The sequence below is a fragment of the Streptomyces cyanogenus genome, assembly GCF_017526105.1.
Taxonomy (GTDB): domain Bacteria; phylum Actinomycetota; class Actinomycetes; order Streptomycetales; family Streptomycetaceae; genus Streptomyces; species Streptomyces cyanogenus.
Map to the genome: position 1 here is coordinate 5,566,609 of NZ_CP071839.1, position 15,105 is coordinate 5,581,713.

Sequence of the window (15,105 nt, forward strand, 5' to 3'; positions counted from 1 at the left end):
CCCCCGAGCCGTCAACAGGGCGGTTTCCACGGCAGTTAGAGTGGCCGTAGTCCATGATCGCGGAAGCGGAAACGGGGGACGTCGGGGTGTTCGGAGGCCGGAAGCGGGCGGCTCGGGGTGAGCGGTACGCGGGGGAGGGGCCGGCGGAGGAGCGGTACGTCGTCGGTGAACTGGACGATCACGACGAGGCGCTGCCGCGCATCCCCACGCCCGCGCAGCCCGGCACCTGGCAGGCGCCGGACGCGCTCGAACAGCACCTGTACGAGCTGCTGACCCGCCATGCCGCGACCGAGTGGGAGGACGAGGAGGCCGCGGAAGAGGCCCGGGGCGACATGACCCTCGCCTACCTGGAGGCGCTCGCCGGCGACCTCGTGTACGTGCCGTTCCGCCGCGAGGACACCTCGCCCGATCCCGGCCGGCGCACCTTCCACGTCCACGACACCCCCGTCGGGCGCCTCGTCGCCGTCTACACCCGGGGCGTGCTCCCGCGCCCGCACCCGCACTTCGTCTTCGAGGCGTACACCCTGCGCGACCTGGCCGACGACCTGCCCCGTGACGTCGACGGCATTGCGGTGAACAGCCAGACCCCGTGCCCGATGCTCATGTCGGCCGACGCGGAGGAGCGTCAGGTGTGGCGGGCGCTGCACAACGAGCACTGGGACGAGGACGGCCGCGCCGAACGGCTCGTCGCCCTGCGCGCCGGCGCACCGCCCCTCGGCCCGCTGCTGCACGGCCTGGCCCTCGGTGCCCACATGTGCTTCGTCAACGGCGAGGCCTGGAACAACCCGCACTACCACGGGCTGGGCCTGTCCATCGAGCACGAGCGGCTCGCCAAGTGGTGGGGCGTCACCGACCGGGCCGGATGGCAGGAGACGCAGCGGCGGCTCCTCGCCCGCGAGGTCACCCCCTGGTACTGGGAGTACGTCCTCGACACGCGCACCGCCCTCGCCCACCGGTACACGGACGGCCGGCTGCAGGCCGTCGACGCCACCGCGTGGCGCGAGTGCGTGGAGAGCACGCTGCGGGAGCGTGCCGCGCAGCAGCCGGACGAGATCGGCCCGGACTGGGAGGAGTTCGTCGGGCATGTCGTCGGCCTGGTCGGCAAGGTGCTCCGCTACGAGGGCAGGTTCCGCGCCGACGGCCTGCTCGCGGCGGACGCCGCGGTGCGCTCGGTCGCAGCCTGGGACCTCGGCCGCGCCTCGATGATGGCCCGATGGGGCTACGGCTCACGGTTCGCCACCCGCGCCGAGATGCGGGAGGCGGTCGTCGAGGCGAGCGAGGCCGCGCAGAGCGCCCACACCTCGTGGCAGGACTTCTCCGCCGGTTACGCGCTGGGCCGCTGCCTGCACTTCGACGACGAGGAGTTCGGCGGCTGGTACCAGGAGATGCTCGCCGCCCACCGGACCCTGGCCACCCACCCGGACAGCCCCTGGCACACCGTCCCGTTCCACGTGCCCCGGGGAGCGGCGCTGGGAGGCTGACACCCTCGGCCGCCCTGCGTCGGTGCCCCGTCAGGGTGCCGGCGGCACGGTGGCCGCAAAGCCCGTGACCGGGTACGGCGCCGGTTCCGTCACCCAGCCCGCCGCCAGTACCAGGCGGGACTCGCGGTCGGCGGCGAGGAAGGCGAAGGGGCGGTCGAAGGCGGCCCGGACGACCGTCGTCTCGTAGCGGTACTGCGGGACGGCGCCGGCCGCCACCGGCATGGCCGCCGTCACCGCCGCCGCGCGGAAGCCGAGCGCGCCGAACTGGGCCACGGCCGACTGGCGGGCCTCCCCGACGGCCAGCGGAGAGGGGCTGATCCCCGGGAAATGGCCCGCCTCGGTGTCCGTCGCCGTCGCGAGGCCGAAGAGGGCCGCCGGCGCCAGCAGGTCGTGGTCGGCCCGCACCTCGTACGCCACCGTCGTCACGTCCAGCGTTCTCGGCTCCGGCGTGGTGGCCGGCTGCTGCTCCACGTGCAGACCGGGGCCCACGTGCCCGTGCGGCAGCGCGCCGCCCCCGGTCAGCGGCAGGCCGCGCTCCACGATCCCCACACCGGCCGCCAGCACCTGACCCGGCGTCATGCGCTCCTCGCCGAGGACCAGGTGGACGTCGACGCCGTTGTCCCCCGGCACCGTCAGCGCGGTGACGAAGCCGTCCGGGGTGCCCGTCACCCCCACCCGGTCCGGCCGCACGCTGCGCCGGTGCAGGCCGCGCAGGGTGCGGCCCTGCCAGGGGCCGGTGCCGGGCCGCAGCGGCCGCTCGGTGAAGGGCTGCCGCCACTCCGTGCGCAGCGCGAAGGCGGTGGCCAGCACCATCCGCGCGTCCCGGGTCAGCGTCACGGGCATGCGCTCGACCAGCCCGCCGGTCCGCTCGGCCGCCCAGGCGTCCAGCCGCTCCTGGGCGGTGACGAGGTCGTCCCCGAAGACTCCGTGGGTGCCGGCGGGCAGCCCGGCCCGCCACTCCTCGCGCAGCGGCAGTCCGTGGTACGTCCACAGGCCGAGCGCCGCGTCCAGGCCGGACACCGACGCCAGCCCCGCCAGCAGCTCCCGCGCGGCACCGGCCGCCTGTTCGGCCGGCACGCCCAGGGCGCCGGCCAGTTCCGCACGCGCCGGGCCGGCCGCACCGTCGGCCAGGAAGGCCAGCAGGGGCCAGACGCCCGGCGCCGAGAACACCGTGCCCTCGTGCACCGCGTGCGCCCACCGCGCGGTGAGTCCGTTCACCGCGCGGACGGCCGTATCGCCCAGCCGGCCGTCCGGCCCGGTCGCCACCCGCATTCCGCCCCCCGCTCATGTGCCGCTTGCCGTGCGGCCGTTCGTACGTCCGTCCAGTCGCGGACCGGCCGCGACTCCGTGCCGCCGCCCGGCCCAGGAGCACGGTACCCGCGTCCGCACCCCCGCCTCCCGGCCCCACCGGCCGGAAGGGCCGCTCCCGGCGCCCCGTCGGGCCGGCAGGGGCCGTACGCCCCTCCGTACCCCTCCCAACGGCCGGGCGGCACCCAGGAGTTCCCGGGGGTGTCAGCCGTGGGCGCAGGTCCACTTCCTGTACCGGCCGGCCGGCACCGGTCACGGCCGGGGGCGCCCAGGTGTGAGGACGCCTATACGGGGGAGAAAGTGCCTGGGTAAAGCCCTCCCCGGCCCTTTGTCATCACATCGAGTGATTCTCTGGCCTTTGCTTGCACGGCACAACCCAGGGTTGCCAGGCTGTTGCTGTCTGTACAACCTGATGGGAGCGGCCAGTGACTTTCGGTGAGCAGCCGGCGTACCTGCGTGTCGCGGGTGATCTCCGCAAGAAGATCGTCGACGGTTCACTCCCGCCCCATACCCGCCTCCCCTCCCAGGCGCGCATCCGCGAGGAGTACGGCGTCTCGGACACGGTCGCCCTGGAGGCCCGCAAGGTGCTGATGGCCGAGGGGCTGGTGGAGGGCCGCTCCGGCTCGGGGACCTACGTGCGCGAGCGGCCCGTGCCCCGCCGGATCGCCCGTTCCGGATACCGGCCGACGAGCGGCGCCACCCCGTTCCGGCAGGAGCAGGCCGACGCCTCGGTGCGCGGCACCTGGGAGTCCAGCAGCGAGCAGGCCGAGGCCGGGGCGGCCATCGCCGAGCGGCTCGCGATCCGGACCGGCGACCGGGTCATGCGCACCAAGTACCTGTTCCGGGAGGCCGGCGAGCCGATGATGCTCTCCACCTCCTGGGAGCCCCTCGCCGTCACCGGCCGCACCCCGGTGATGCTGCCCGAGGAGGGGCCGCTCGGCGGGATGGGCGTGGTCGAGCGCATGCGGGCCATCGACGTCATCGTGGACAACGTCACCGAGGAGGTCGGCGCCCGCCCCGGCCTCGCCGAGGAACTGCACCTGCTCGGCGGCGTCCCCGGACATGTGGTCCTGGTCGTCCAGCGCACCTACTTCGCCTCGGGCCGCCCGGTGGAGACCGCCGACGTGGTCATCCCGGCCGACCGCTACCGGGTCGCCTACCACCTGCCCGTGAAGTAACCGCCCCCGCACGGACGGCAGGTGCCTCACGCGCGCGTGAGGTAGCGCACACCCAACGCGCCGGCCGCCGCCGCCCGGCCCTGCCCGGCCCCTTTCCAGCCGCCGCAATCCGGCCGTTCTCCCAGGTGACCCCGGGTGCCCTCGGTATGCCCCCGACCCCAGGCCACGGAGTTCACGACGGCGCATTCGACCCCGTGCGCCCCCGGCGTTCTGGCTGGTTGCGTACCTCTTTGTGAAAAGTCGTATTCGCAGCGTGAAGGTTGGGCGTACGCTCGGGCATATGCGGATTGCGGTTTCCTTAGGCGGGGCGCGGCGGGGGCCCCGGAGTGGGGGAGGGCGGGGCGGTGCGAGAAGGAACACGGGCGGTGGGGGCCATGAGTGAGGGCACGGTCTCCCTCCCCTGGATCGTGATACGGCAGGACGACAACGGCAATCGCTACCGCGTCGGCCGCTACGCGACCCGCGCGGAGGCGCAGAAGATCGCCGACAGCCTCGACGACCGGGGGCACAAGCAGCTCTACTGGGTCGAGCGCATCGGCCAGAACGGGGACAGCACGCGCAACTGACCGGTCGCGGCCTCCCGTAGGCTCCGCTCCATGACGCGCACGACTCCCGAAGCGGAACGGATCGTGGTGGTGGGAGCCGCCCTCCTCGACGACGGCCGGCTGCTCGCCGCACGCCGCAGTGCCCCCGCCGACCTGGCCGGGCGCTGGGAACTTCCCGGCGGCAAGGTCGAGGCCGGGGAGCGGCCCGAGGACGCCCTGGTGCGCGAACTCCGCGAGGAGCTGGGCGTCGACGCCGAGCCGGTCGGGCGGGTGCCGGGGCAGTGGCCGCTGCGGACGCCGTACGTCCTCCAGGTGTGGACCGCCCGCCTGCGCCCGGGCTCGCCCGCGCCCAGCCCCCTCCAGGACCATGACGAGCTGCGCTGGCTGACCCCGGCCGAGCTCTGGGACGTACCGTGGCTGGACCAGGACGTGCCGGCGGTGCGGGAGGTCTCTGCCCGATGGGGCGCGGGGCTGTCCTGAACGTGCGGCTACCGCCGCGCGGGTGCGACCGGCCGTGGCGGACCCGCGGCCGCGGACGTGCCCACCGTCCGGGCTCCTGGATGCACGGTCCCCCAGCGGAGCGCGCCCGCTCGTGCCGCAGTGCGCCCTCTCGTGCGGTACTGCCACCCGTATATCGGGTATGTGCCCATTAACCCCATGAAACCGGACATGGGTGGGCGGGCTGGCCTGGGAAGTGATCGGCGTGATCGACACCGATGGCGACTGCGCCGAGTGGACCTTTTCCGCGGAACCGGGCGCCGTGCGCAGCGCCCGCGCGGCGGTCCGGGGCCAGTTGCACGGCTGGGGCCTGGACTGCCTCGCCGACCTCGCCGCACTGCTGGTGAGCGAGCTGGTCACCAACTCCCTGCGGCATGCCACCGGCCCCATCGGGGTACGGCTGGTCCGCCCCGCCGAACCCGCAGGCACCCTGCGTGTGGAGGTCTCCGACCCGCTCCCCGACCCGCCGCGGGAGCGGATCGCGCAGCCCGAGGACGAGAGCGGACGCGGCCTCCAGCTGGTCGCGGGCTCCTCGCGGCGCTGGGGCACCCGGCCCGGCGCCGGCGGGAAGACCGTCTGGTTCGAACTCGCGGTACCCGGGTGACACCGCAGCAGCCGCAGGGGCACGGGGGTGTACAGGAGTCGGCGTGCCGTCCGCCGTGCGCGCCGGGGGCGCACGTGGTCCGCAGCCGGGTGGTTCGGCGGTGTGTTCCCTGGTTAGAAGAGTGGAAGTGTTCTCACGGACCGGTCCGAAAACCACCTGGACCGAGCTGTGATCGTGAACACCGTGTCGTGCGGCGCCGTAGTGCTGGATACTGCGGGCAGCCGCCGCCGGTGACCGGTGCCGGACGCGGTGAGCTGGAGGGGACGGTTCGCGTGAGCGAGATACCAGCGAAGGCCACGGAGTCCGAGGACCCGTCGGACGGCGCGAGGAGTCAGGCCGCGGAGGCTGCCGCGGCGCCCGGTGACGCCATGTGGCAGAGCAGTCCGCCCGGTTCGATCTACGACTACATCAAGGTCGCGTCCTTCTCCATCGGTCCCGGCGGTCTGGTCGAGCAGTGGAGCCTGCGCGCCGAGCAGCTCTTCGGCATCCGCGCCGAACACGCCGTCGGCATGGACCCGATAGAGGCTTTCATCGACCCCGACCTGCGCGACCGCGGCCAGCGGAAGATGGCCGAAATCCTCGACGGGCGCGAGTGGACCGGAGTAGTGCCGTTCCGGATGCCCGACGAGCCGGACGGCAGCCGCGGCGAGGAGGGCCTGGCCGAGGTCTACGTCATGCCGACGCGCACCGCCGAGGGCGAGAAGGCCGCCGTCTGCATCGTCGTCGACGTCCGCACGCTGCGCAGCATCGAGACCGACCTCGCCGCCTCGCAGGCCATTTTCGGACAGTCCCCCTTCGGATTCCTGCTGATCGACGTCGACCTGCGGATCCGCCGGGCGAACATGCGGTTCGCCTCCATCTTCGGCGGAACCCCGGACGACCACCGGGGCAAGGGAGTTCACGACTACCTGCCGCGCGGCGAGGCCGAGCGGGTCTCGGCCACGCTGCGCCGGGTGCTGGAGTCCGGCGAGTCCATCACCGACATGCACGTCACCGGCTTCGTCCCCGGCTCGGAGGAACGCCGGCACTGGTCCGTCAACCTCTACCGCGTGCAGAGCGGCAGCGGCCGGCCCATCGGCATCGCCTGGCTCGGCACCGACATCACCGCCCGCCGGGCCGCCGCCCGCGAGGCCGCCGCCGCCCGGCGCAACCTCGCGCTGCTCAACGAGGCCGGCGCCCGCATAGGGAACTCCCTGGACCTGGAGACCACGGCTCGCGAACTCCTCGACGTGGTCGTCCCCGGCTTCTGCGACCTCGCCACCGTCGACCTCTACCAGGGCCTGCTGGCCGGTGACGAGACCCCGCCCGGCCTCGCCGACGGCAGCGCCGAACTGCGCCGCGTCGCGTTCGCCAGCGCCGTCTCCGGCGCCCCTTTCAGCAGCTCCGGCAAGCCTGTCGAGGTCGGCGCGGTCCACCACTTCCCGTTCAACTCGCCCTGCGCGGACGCCCTGCGCACCGCCCGGCCGCAGCACGTGCCGGCCGAGGACGGCGGGCTCGTGCAGTCCACGCTGGCCGTGCCGATGGTCGCCCACGACACGGTGGTGGGTCTCGCGCAGTTCGCCCGCACGAAGGGCAGCGAGCCGTTCGGGGAGCGCGACCGGGACCTCGCGGTGGAGCTGGCCGCGCGGGCCGCCGTCTGTATCGACAACGCGCGCCTGTACCGCCGGGAACACGAAAGGGCGTTGATACTGCAACGCTCCCTGCTCCCACCCGGCGACCCCGAGGCGTCCGGCCTGGACATCGCCTGCCGCTATCTGCCGGGCAACGCGGCGACGGAGGTGGGCGGCGACTGGTTCGACGTCATCGAACTCCCCGGTCACCGCACGGCGCTGGTGGTCGGGGACGTCATGGGCCGGGGCCTGCGGGCGGCGGTCGCGATGGGCGAACTGCGCACCGCCGTACGCACACTGGCCCTGCTGGACCTGGAACCGGCCGAGGTCCTCTCGGCGTTGGACGAGATCGCACGCGGCCTCGGCACGCCGGGCGGGGTGCAGCAGGCCACCCGTACGGCCCGCCAGCCCCAGGACGCCGACCTCTCCGAGGTGTACCTGGCGACCTGCGTGTACGCCGTGTACGACTCCGTCACCAGGCGCTGCACGTTCGCCAACGCCGGCCATCTGCCACCGGTCCTGGTGGAGCCCGGCGAGGCGGCGCTGATGCTCGACGTGCCGCCCGGCATGCCGCTCGGCGTGGGGGGCGAGCCGTTCGAGGAGGTGGAGGTCGAACTCCCGGAGGGTGCGCTGCTCGCGCTCTACACCGACGGCCTGGTCGAGTCCCGCGACCACCCGCTGGACGAGGGTCTGCAGGCCTTCGTGGGAGCGCTCACCGATCCCAGCCGGCCCCTGGAGGACGTCTGCGACCACGTCCTCAACACCCTCGACACCCATCACGGGGAGGACGACATCGCCCTCCTCATGGCCCGGGTGCAGGGGCTGCCCGCCGAGTCGGTCGGCGACTGGACGCTGCCGCGCGAGCCGCGCAGTGTCGGGCGGGCCCGTGAGTACGCCCGCGGCCAGCTGCTCTCCTGGGACCTGGAACCGCTGGTCGACACCACCGAACTGCTGGTCAGCGAGCTGGTGACGAACGCCCTGCGGTACGGCGAGGGAGACATCCGGCTACGGCTGCTGCTGGACCGCACCCTGGTCTGCGAGGTGTGGGACGCCGGCCTCGTCCAGCCCCGGCGCCGACGGGCCCGGGACACCGACGAGGGCGGCCGGGGCCTGCAACTGGTCGGCCTCCTCAGCGCGGCCTGGGGCTCCCGGCGCACCCCCCGCGGCAAGACGGTGTGGTTCGAACTGCCCCTGCCGGGCGGAGAGGGCGCCCTGACCGATCCGGCGGAAGCCCTGCTGAGCCTGTTCTGAGCCGGGCCGCGGCCTGCCCGGCTCCCGCCGCGAGGCCTACGCGTGGTGGCGGGAGCGGGTCCGCGGGCCGCCGTAGGCCGCCGGAGGGCCGGCGTCCGGGGTTTCGGCGAGGAGGATGCCGCCGAGGACGGCGCCGGCCACGCCGGCCGTGCTCCCCTCGGCGTCGAGGTGCGGGATGCCGTACTCCCGAACGTCCCGCTCGGCCAGCTCCCGTGCCTCCCCGGCCACCGCGTCGGCCCGTGCGGCGTTCCCGGCGCCCAGCTCCCGTACCGCCTCCGCCAGCCGGGCCCGGGCCTGCGTTCCCACGGCCCCCCGGTGCACGGCGACGAACTCCTCCGCCCCGGCGACGGAGTTCCGCGCCACCAGCAGTGCCGCGGCGTCCAGCACCCCCGAGCGCGCCCCGTCCAGCCGCCCGGCGGCGCGGGTGATCCGGCGCAGCGCGTCCAGCGGATCGTACGGGCCGCCCGTCAGCTCCTCGCGGACCGCGGCCAGCACCAGGTCGGCGTGCGCCAGCCGCGCGTGCAGCTCGGTCGTGGTCGGCGAGGTCCGCCCCGTACCGCTCCGCACCGCCGCCAGCTCGGCCTCCGCGCCGGTGAGCGCCGCCGGCACCAGTGCGGCCGCCTCCCCCAGCCGTGACACGAGCCGCTCCACCCCGTCCACCAGGACCGCCGCCTGGACCACCGCCCCCTCACCGGCCCGCAACTGCCGGACGGCGCGCGGCCGGTCGCCCGCGTCGGCGGCCTGCCGAGCCTCGTTGAGCCGCGCGGTGGCGAACAGCAGCCGGTCCTTGGCCTGTTCGACGTACCCGCTGACGGGTTCGCCGGCCGAGGGCGCGTACCGCTTCCGGACCGTCGCCAGCAACTCCTGGGCGGTCACCGCCCGTGCCGCCAGCTCCCGGAACCGCTCCTCGGCCGCCACCAGCGCCGCCCCCACCCCCCGGTCACCACCGTCCTCGTCCAGCCCGCGCAACCGGTCCAGCGCCGCCGCCTCCGCGTCCAGCCGGCGCCCGGCCTCCGCGCAGCGGCCCAGCACCCCGACCAGCGCCTGGTGCCGGGCGCTCGGCTCCTCCGGGACGCCCTCCTCGTACCGCCGCCAGATCGCGAACGCCGCCGCCAGCTCGGTCTCCGCGGCCCGCAGCGCGTGCGTGAACGGCTCGGTCTGCTTGTCCCCGAACAGCTCCCGCACCAGGGACAGTTCCTCCCTGCTGGCCCGTACGCAGTCATCGGCCAGCCGCAGTGCCGCCCGCGCCTGGCGCTCGGACTCGGCCGGGGTGGGCGTGGGCGGCCGCGCCGGGACGGTTCCCGGAGTCGTCCGGGTCCGGGCCCGGCGGGTGCGCCGCAGGTAGCCGTATCCGGCCAGGGCCACGGCCGTCGCCCCGGCGACGAGCGGCAGCGCCAGGTCCGCGACCGACGTCCCGTCCTGCTGCGGGGCGGCCGCGGCGGCCACGGCGCCGGCCGAGGCCACGGGAACCGGATCATGGACCTCGGCCGTCATCATCGGCAACACCAGCCACCCGGTTCCCGTCAGGGCACCCAGCACGGCATGCGTCACCCGCACCCGTATGTGCGCGGTGGCACGCCGGGGCCGGCCCCGGCTCAGGGAGGACGTCACATTTCGGAGCGTATGGGCAGGTAGGCGGCTCCGCGAGCGGGACGGATACGGGTGGGGGACCAGGCGGACAGGGGGGCGGGATGGACGAGAACCCGACGGGCGAGCAGCCTGACCGGGAGCCGACGGCCGAGCGGACGGCTGACCGGAAGTCGACGGGCGAGCGGACGGCTGACCGGGACCCGACGGGCCAGCCGACGGCCGACCGCGAGCCGACGGCCGAGCGGACGGTCACAGAGCCGGAGCCGCCCTCGGCCGAGCCCACCTCCTGCAAGCCCGCTTCCCCCGAATCCACAACCCCGGAATCCACAACCCCCGAGCCCTCCCGCAAGTCCTCCCGCAAGCGCCGTGTCCTCCGGCTCGCGGCGTTCCTTCTCGGCCTCCTCCTGCTCCCGCTCCTCACCGCCGAGACGGCCCTGCGGCTGAACTACACCGGCGATCCGGCCCCCGGCACCCGTACCCGGCACCAGGACGCCCTCTGGCTGGGGCACGCCTGGGTGGACGGGCGCAAGGGCGACCGGGACGTCAAGGCCCTCGCCGACCGGCTGCGCGGCACCGGCATCCGTGACCTGTATGTCCACTCCGGCCCCCTGGAACACGACGGCACGCTGCCCGAGTCGGCGTACCCGAAAGCCCGTTGGCTGACGGCGGCCGTGCACCGGGAGCTGCCCGGCGTCCGTGTCCAGGCCTGGCTCGGTGACAAGCTGGCCGGCGAGGGGCCCGAGGGCCTGCGCCTGGACCGCCCGGCCACCCGCGCGGCGGTCCTCGCCTCCACCCGCGCCGTCCTCGCCGCCGGCTTCCAGGGCGCCCACTTCGACCTGGAGCCGCTGCACTCCGGCGACCGCGACTACCTGGGCCTCCTCGACGATCTGCGCGCGCTCACCCACGCCCGGGGCGCCGTCCTCTCCGTCGCCGCCCACCAGATCGACCCGCTGCCCGCGTTCCACTCCTTCTGGGGTGCCACCACCGGCCACCCCAAGTGGTGGTCGCAGGCCTACTTCGGGCAGGTGGCCCGCCGCGTGGACCAGATCGCCGTCATGTCGTACGACACCATGCAGCCGCTGCAGAGCCTGTACGGCGGCTATGTGGCGCAGCAGACCAGCCTCGCCCTGGAGGTCACCCCGGACGGCACCGACCTCCTGATGGGCCTGCCCTTCCACCACGAGAACCGGTTCGGCCACTGGGCGCACGCCGAGACCGTCCCGGCGGCCGTGCGGGGCGTACGGCTGGGCCTGTCCCGCACGGACGCGGACCGGCGTCGGTTCGGCGTCGCCCTGTACGTCGACTTCGCCGCCACCGAGGACGACTGGACCGCCTATCGGAAGGACTGGGTCCGTACGCCATGACGCCTGCCCGCGCCCACCTCACCCGCGACGACCTCACCCCGCTCGCCCGCGCCGCCCTCGGCCGCAGGCCCACCGCTGTCACCCGGCTGCGCGGCGGCTCCAGGAAGGGCGTCTACCGGCTCGCCCTCGACGACGACACGACCGCGATCGCGTACGTCTGGTCCCCCGAGGAGGACTACTGGGGCGGGCCCGAGCCCGACCTCCGCGACACCTTCGCGCACGCCTCCGGCATCGACCTGTTCCTGGCGGCCCACCAACGCCTCACCGGACTCGGCGTCCGCGTCCCGCGGCTGCTGTTCGCCGACGAGGACGCCGTCCACCTGCCCGCGGCCACGGCGGTCGTCGAGGACGTCCGGGGCGGCAGCCTGGAGCGGCTGCTGCGCGACGACCCGGCCGCGGCCCGGGTGCCGCTGGCGCGGCTGGCCGGGATGCTCGGCGCGCTGCGGGAGTGCACGTCCGCCGGGCACGGCAAGGCCGCCCTGGTGGAGCGGGGCGGGACGGCCTACGGCGGATCCTGCGAGCAGGCCGTCGCCGACCGGGCGGTCCGGGACGTCGCGGCCGCCGCCGAGCGGGACCCCCGGGTGCGCGCGGCGCGCCGGGCGCTGACGGAGCGGGTCCGGGAGCTGCGGGCCGCCGTCGCGCCGCGCGCCCGCACCTCCCTCGTGCACGGCGAACTCGGTCCGGACCATGTTCTGGTGACCCACGACGGTGATCCGGCGCTCATCGACATCGAAGGGCTGATGTACTTCGACGCCGAGTGGGAGCACGCCTTCCTCGAACTCCGCTTCGGGCCCGCCTACGACGTGCTGCGCACCGCCGGCCTCGACCAGGACCGGATGGCGCTGTACCGGCTCGCGATGCACCTCGGTCTGGTCGCCGGGCCGCTGCGGCTGCTCGACGGCGACTTCCCGGAGCGGCAGGTCATGCTGGACATCGCGGAGTTCAATCTTCGGCGGGCGCTCGATCTGCTGCGGACCGCCTCCTGATCTTCGAGCCCAGCCACACCAGCGGGTCGTACTTGCGGTCGACCGCGCGTTCCTTCAGCGGGATCAGGGCGTTGTCGGTGATCCTGATGCCCTCGGGACAGACCTCCGTGCAGCACTTGGTGATGTTGCAGTAGCCGAGGCCGTGGTCGTCCTGGGCGGTGCGCCCGCGGTCCAGGCCGGTCTCGGCCGCCGCGTCCAGCGGGTGCATGTCGAGTTCGGCGACCCGCATCAGGTACCGCGGGCCGGCGAACGCCCGCTTGTTCTCCTCGTGGTCGCGCACCACGTGGCAGGTGTTCTGGCACAGGAAGCACTCGATGCACTTGCGGAACTCCTGCGGACGGTCCACGTCCTCCTGGAACATGCGGTACTCGCCCGGACCCAGACCGGCGGGCGGCACGAACGCCGGGACCTCCCGTGCCTTCTGGTAGTTGAAACCGACGTCCGTCACCAGGTCCCGGATGACCGGGAAGGCGCGCAGCGGGGTGATCGTGATCGTCTCCGCCCGGTCGAAGACCGACATACGGGTCATGCACATCAGCCGCGGGCGGCCGTTGATCTCCGCCGAGCACGAACCGCATTTGCCCGCCTTGCAGTTCCAGCGCACGGCCAGGTCGGGCGCCTGGGTGGCCTGGAGGCGGTGGACGATGTCCAGGACCACCTCACCGTCGTTCACCTCGACCGTGAAGTCCTCCAGGCCGCCGCCCTGTTCGTCGCCCCGCCACACCTTGAAGCGGGCTTCGTAGCTGCTCACTCGTACAGCTCCTCTTCGGCGAGGTACTTGACCAGCTCCTCCTTCTCGAAGAGGGCGAGCAGGTCCGGGCGGATGGGGTCGGTGGTCTCGCGGGCGAGGCGGATCTGGCCCCGGGCCGGGTCGGTCGCGGCGAGGCCGCCGGTGGGGTCGGCGAGGGTGCACAGCAGGTTCACGTTGCGCCAGGCCCGGTCCATCGTCGGATGGTCCTCGCGGGTGTGCCCGCCGCGCGACTCGGTGCGCTCCAGCGCGGCCCGGGCCACGCACTCGCTGACCAGCAGCATGTTCCTGAGGTCGAGGGCGAGGTGCCAGCCCGGGTTGAACTGGCGGTGGCCCTCGACACCGGCCCGCCGGGCCCGGGCCCGCAGCTCGGCCAGCTTGTGCAGGGCCTGCTCCATCTCGCTCTCGCGGCGGATGATGCCGACCAGGTCGTTCATGGCCTGCTGGAGTTCCTGGTGCAGGGTGTACGGGTTCTCCGGGGGGCCCGCCGCGCCGTCGTCCTGCGCCTGTGCGGAGAAGGGCCGCAGGGCCTCCGCCGCGGCCGTGTCGACCTGGGCGTCGTCCACCGGGGGCCGCCGGCCCGCCAGCCCCTGCGCGTACTCGGCCGCGTGCCAGCCGGCGCGGCGGCCGAAGACCAGCAGGTCGGACAGGGAGTTGCCGCCGAGCCGGTTGGAGCCGTGCATGCCGCCGGCCACCTCACCGGCCGCGTACAGCCCGGGCACCCCGCGGGCCGCCGCCGTGTCGGAGTCGACCGCGATGCCGCCCATGACGTAGTGGCAGGTCGGCCCGACCTCCATCGCCTCGGCCGTGATGTCGACGTCCGCCAGCTCCTTGAACTGGTGGTACATGGACGGCAGCCGGCGCCGGATCACCTCGGCGGGCATCCGGGTCGACACGTCCAGGAAGACCCCGCCGTGCGGCGAGCCCCGGCCCGCCTTGACCTCGGCGTTGATCGCGCGGGCCACCTCGTCGCGGGGGAGCAGCTCCGGCGGGCGCCGGTTGTTGTCGGGGTCCTCGTACCACCGGTCGGCCTCCTGCTCCGACTCGGCGTACTTGTCCTTGAAGACGTCCGGGACGTAGTCGAACATGAACCGCTTGCCCTCGGAGTTCCGCAGCACCCCGCCGTCCCCGCGCACCGACTCGGTGACGAGGATGCCCTTGACCGACGGCGGCCAGACCATGCCGGTCGGGTGGAACTGCACGAACTCCATGTTCAGCAGCGGCGCGCCGGCCAGGAGCGCCAGCGCGTGGCCGTCGCCCGTGTACTCCCACGAGTTCGACGTGACCTTGAACGACTTGCCGATGCCACCGGTGGCGACGACCACGGCGGGGGCTTCGAGGACGAAGAAGCGGCCGGTCTCGCGGTCGTAGGCGAAGACACCACTCACCCGCTCGCCGTCCTTGAGGACCCTGGTGACCGTGCACTCCTGGAAGACCTTCAGCCGGGACTCGTAGTCCCCGGTCTCCTTGAAGTCCTCCTGCTGGAGCGCGACGATCTTCTGCTGGAGCGTGCGGATCAGCTCCAGACCGGTGCGGTCGCCCACATGGGCCAGCCGCGGGTACTCGTGGCCGCCGAAGTTGCGCTGTGAGATCCGGCCGTCCTTCGTACGGTCGAACAGCGCGCCCCAGGTCTCCAGCTCCCACACCCGGTCGGGGGCCTCCTGCGCGTGCAGCTCGGCCATCCGCCACTGGTTGAGGAACTTGCCGCCGCGCATGGTGTCGCGGAAGTGGACCTGCCAGTTGTCGTGCTCGTTGGCGTTGGCCATCGCCGCCGCGATGCCGCCCTCGGCCATCACGGTGTGCGCCTTGCCGAACAGCGACTTGCAGATCACCGCCGTACGGGCGCCCCGCTCGCGCGCCTCGATCGCGGCCCGCAGCCCGGCGCCGCCGGCACCGACCACGACGACGTCCCACTCCTGCCGGTCGACCACGGACATCAGAA

The 15,105-nt window shown here is 73.9% G+C and carries 12 protein-coding genes; 8 read left to right on the forward strand and 4 right to left on the reverse strand.

Annotation, left to right across the window (positions count from 1 at the left end; all coding sequences use genetic code 11):
* Positions 1-53: 53 nt before the first annotated feature.
* Positions 54-1,481 carry a DUF1266 domain-containing protein gene (locus S1361_RS25195; RefSeq protein WP_208034042.1) on the forward strand — a complete coding sequence of 476 codons (1,428 nt, stop codon included), beginning with the start codon at positions 54-56 and terminating at the stop codon, positions 1,479-1,481.
* Between the two features lie 30 nt (positions 1,482-1,511).
* Here S1361_RS25195 and S1361_RS25200 read toward each other — a convergent pair whose 3' ends face one another.
* Positions 1,512-2,753 carry a serpin family protein gene (locus S1361_RS25200; RefSeq protein WP_208034043.1) on the reverse strand — a complete coding sequence of 414 codons (1,242 nt, stop codon included), beginning with the start codon at positions 2,751-2,753 and terminating at the stop codon, positions 1,512-1,514.
* Between the two features lie 461 nt (positions 2,754-3,214).
* Here S1361_RS25200 and S1361_RS25205 point away from each other — a divergent pair, with 461 nt between their 5' ends.
* The 5 genes from S1361_RS25205 to S1361_RS25225 all read left to right on the forward strand — a co-directional run bounded on the left by S1361_RS25205 (position 3,215) and on the right by S1361_RS25225 (position 8,475).
* Complete coding sequence (locus tag S1361_RS25205) at positions 3,215-3,967, forward strand: GntR family transcriptional regulator (protein ID WP_208034044.1); 753 nt, start codon at positions 3,215-3,217, stop codon at positions 3,965-3,967.
* A gap of 374 nt (positions 3,968-4,341) precedes the next feature.
* Positions 4,342-4,533: an SPOR domain-containing protein gene (locus S1361_RS25210; protein WP_208034045.1), complete on the forward strand. Its 192-nt coding sequence runs from the start codon at positions 4,342-4,344 to the stop codon at positions 4,531-4,533.
* A gap of 30 nt (positions 4,534-4,563) precedes the next feature.
* The gene (locus tag S1361_RS25215; RefSeq protein ID WP_208034046.1) at positions 4,564-4,992 is read left to right on the forward strand and encodes a (deoxy)nucleoside triphosphate pyrophosphohydrolase; all 429 of its coding nucleotides are present in this window, start codon (positions 4,564-4,566) and stop codon (positions 4,990-4,992) included.
* Positions 4,993-5,185: 193 nt separating this feature from the next.
* Positions 5,186-5,614, forward strand: coding sequence for an ATP-binding protein (locus S1361_RS25220; protein ID WP_208034047.1), 429 nt, complete (start codon positions 5,186-5,188; stop codon positions 5,612-5,614).
* 272 nt (positions 5,615-5,886) lie between these two features.
* Positions 5,887-8,475 (forward strand): SpoIIE family protein phosphatase, encoded by a 2,589-nt coding sequence (locus tag S1361_RS25225; protein ID WP_208034048.1) that lies wholly within the window; start codon positions 5,887-5,889, stop codon positions 8,473-8,475.
* Between the two features lie 36 nt (positions 8,476-8,511).
* On the opposite strand, the gene S1361_RS25230 is transcribed toward S1361_RS25225, so the two are convergent.
* A complete protein-coding gene (locus S1361_RS25230; RefSeq protein ID WP_208034049.1) occupies positions 8,512-10,086 on the reverse strand; it encodes a hypothetical protein in 1,575 nt (524 codons plus the stop codon).
* Between the two features lie 80 nt (positions 10,087-10,166).
* On the opposite strand from S1361_RS25230, the gene S1361_RS25235 reads away from it, so the two are divergent.
* Complete coding sequence (locus tag S1361_RS25235; RefSeq protein WP_243769293.1) at positions 10,167-11,429, forward strand: glycoside hydrolase family 18 protein; 1,263 nt, start codon at positions 10,167-10,169, stop codon at positions 11,427-11,429.
* Complete coding sequence (locus tag S1361_RS25240; RefSeq protein ID WP_208034050.1) at positions 11,426-12,415, forward strand: phosphotransferase family protein; 990 nt, start codon at positions 11,426-11,428, stop codon at positions 12,413-12,415. The genes S1361_RS25235 and S1361_RS25240 overlap by 4 nt, the downstream gene beginning before the upstream one ends.
* Here the strand turns inward: S1361_RS25240 and S1361_RS25245 are convergent.
* Both S1361_RS25245 and S1361_RS25250 read right to left on the reverse strand, forming a co-directional pair.
* Positions 12,372-13,166, reverse strand: a complete 795-nt coding sequence (locus tag S1361_RS25245) for a succinate dehydrogenase/fumarate reductase iron-sulfur subunit (protein ID WP_208034051.1) — start codon at positions 13,164-13,166, stop codon at positions 12,372-12,374. The genes S1361_RS25240 and S1361_RS25245 overlap by 44 nt on opposite strands.
* Positions 13,163-15,100, reverse strand: a complete 1,938-nt coding sequence (locus S1361_RS25250) for a fumarate reductase/succinate dehydrogenase flavoprotein subunit (protein ID WP_208034052.1) — start codon at positions 15,098-15,100, stop codon at positions 13,163-13,165. The genes S1361_RS25245 and S1361_RS25250 overlap by 4 nt, the downstream gene beginning before the upstream one ends.
* Positions 15,101-15,105: the final 5 nt, after the last annotated feature.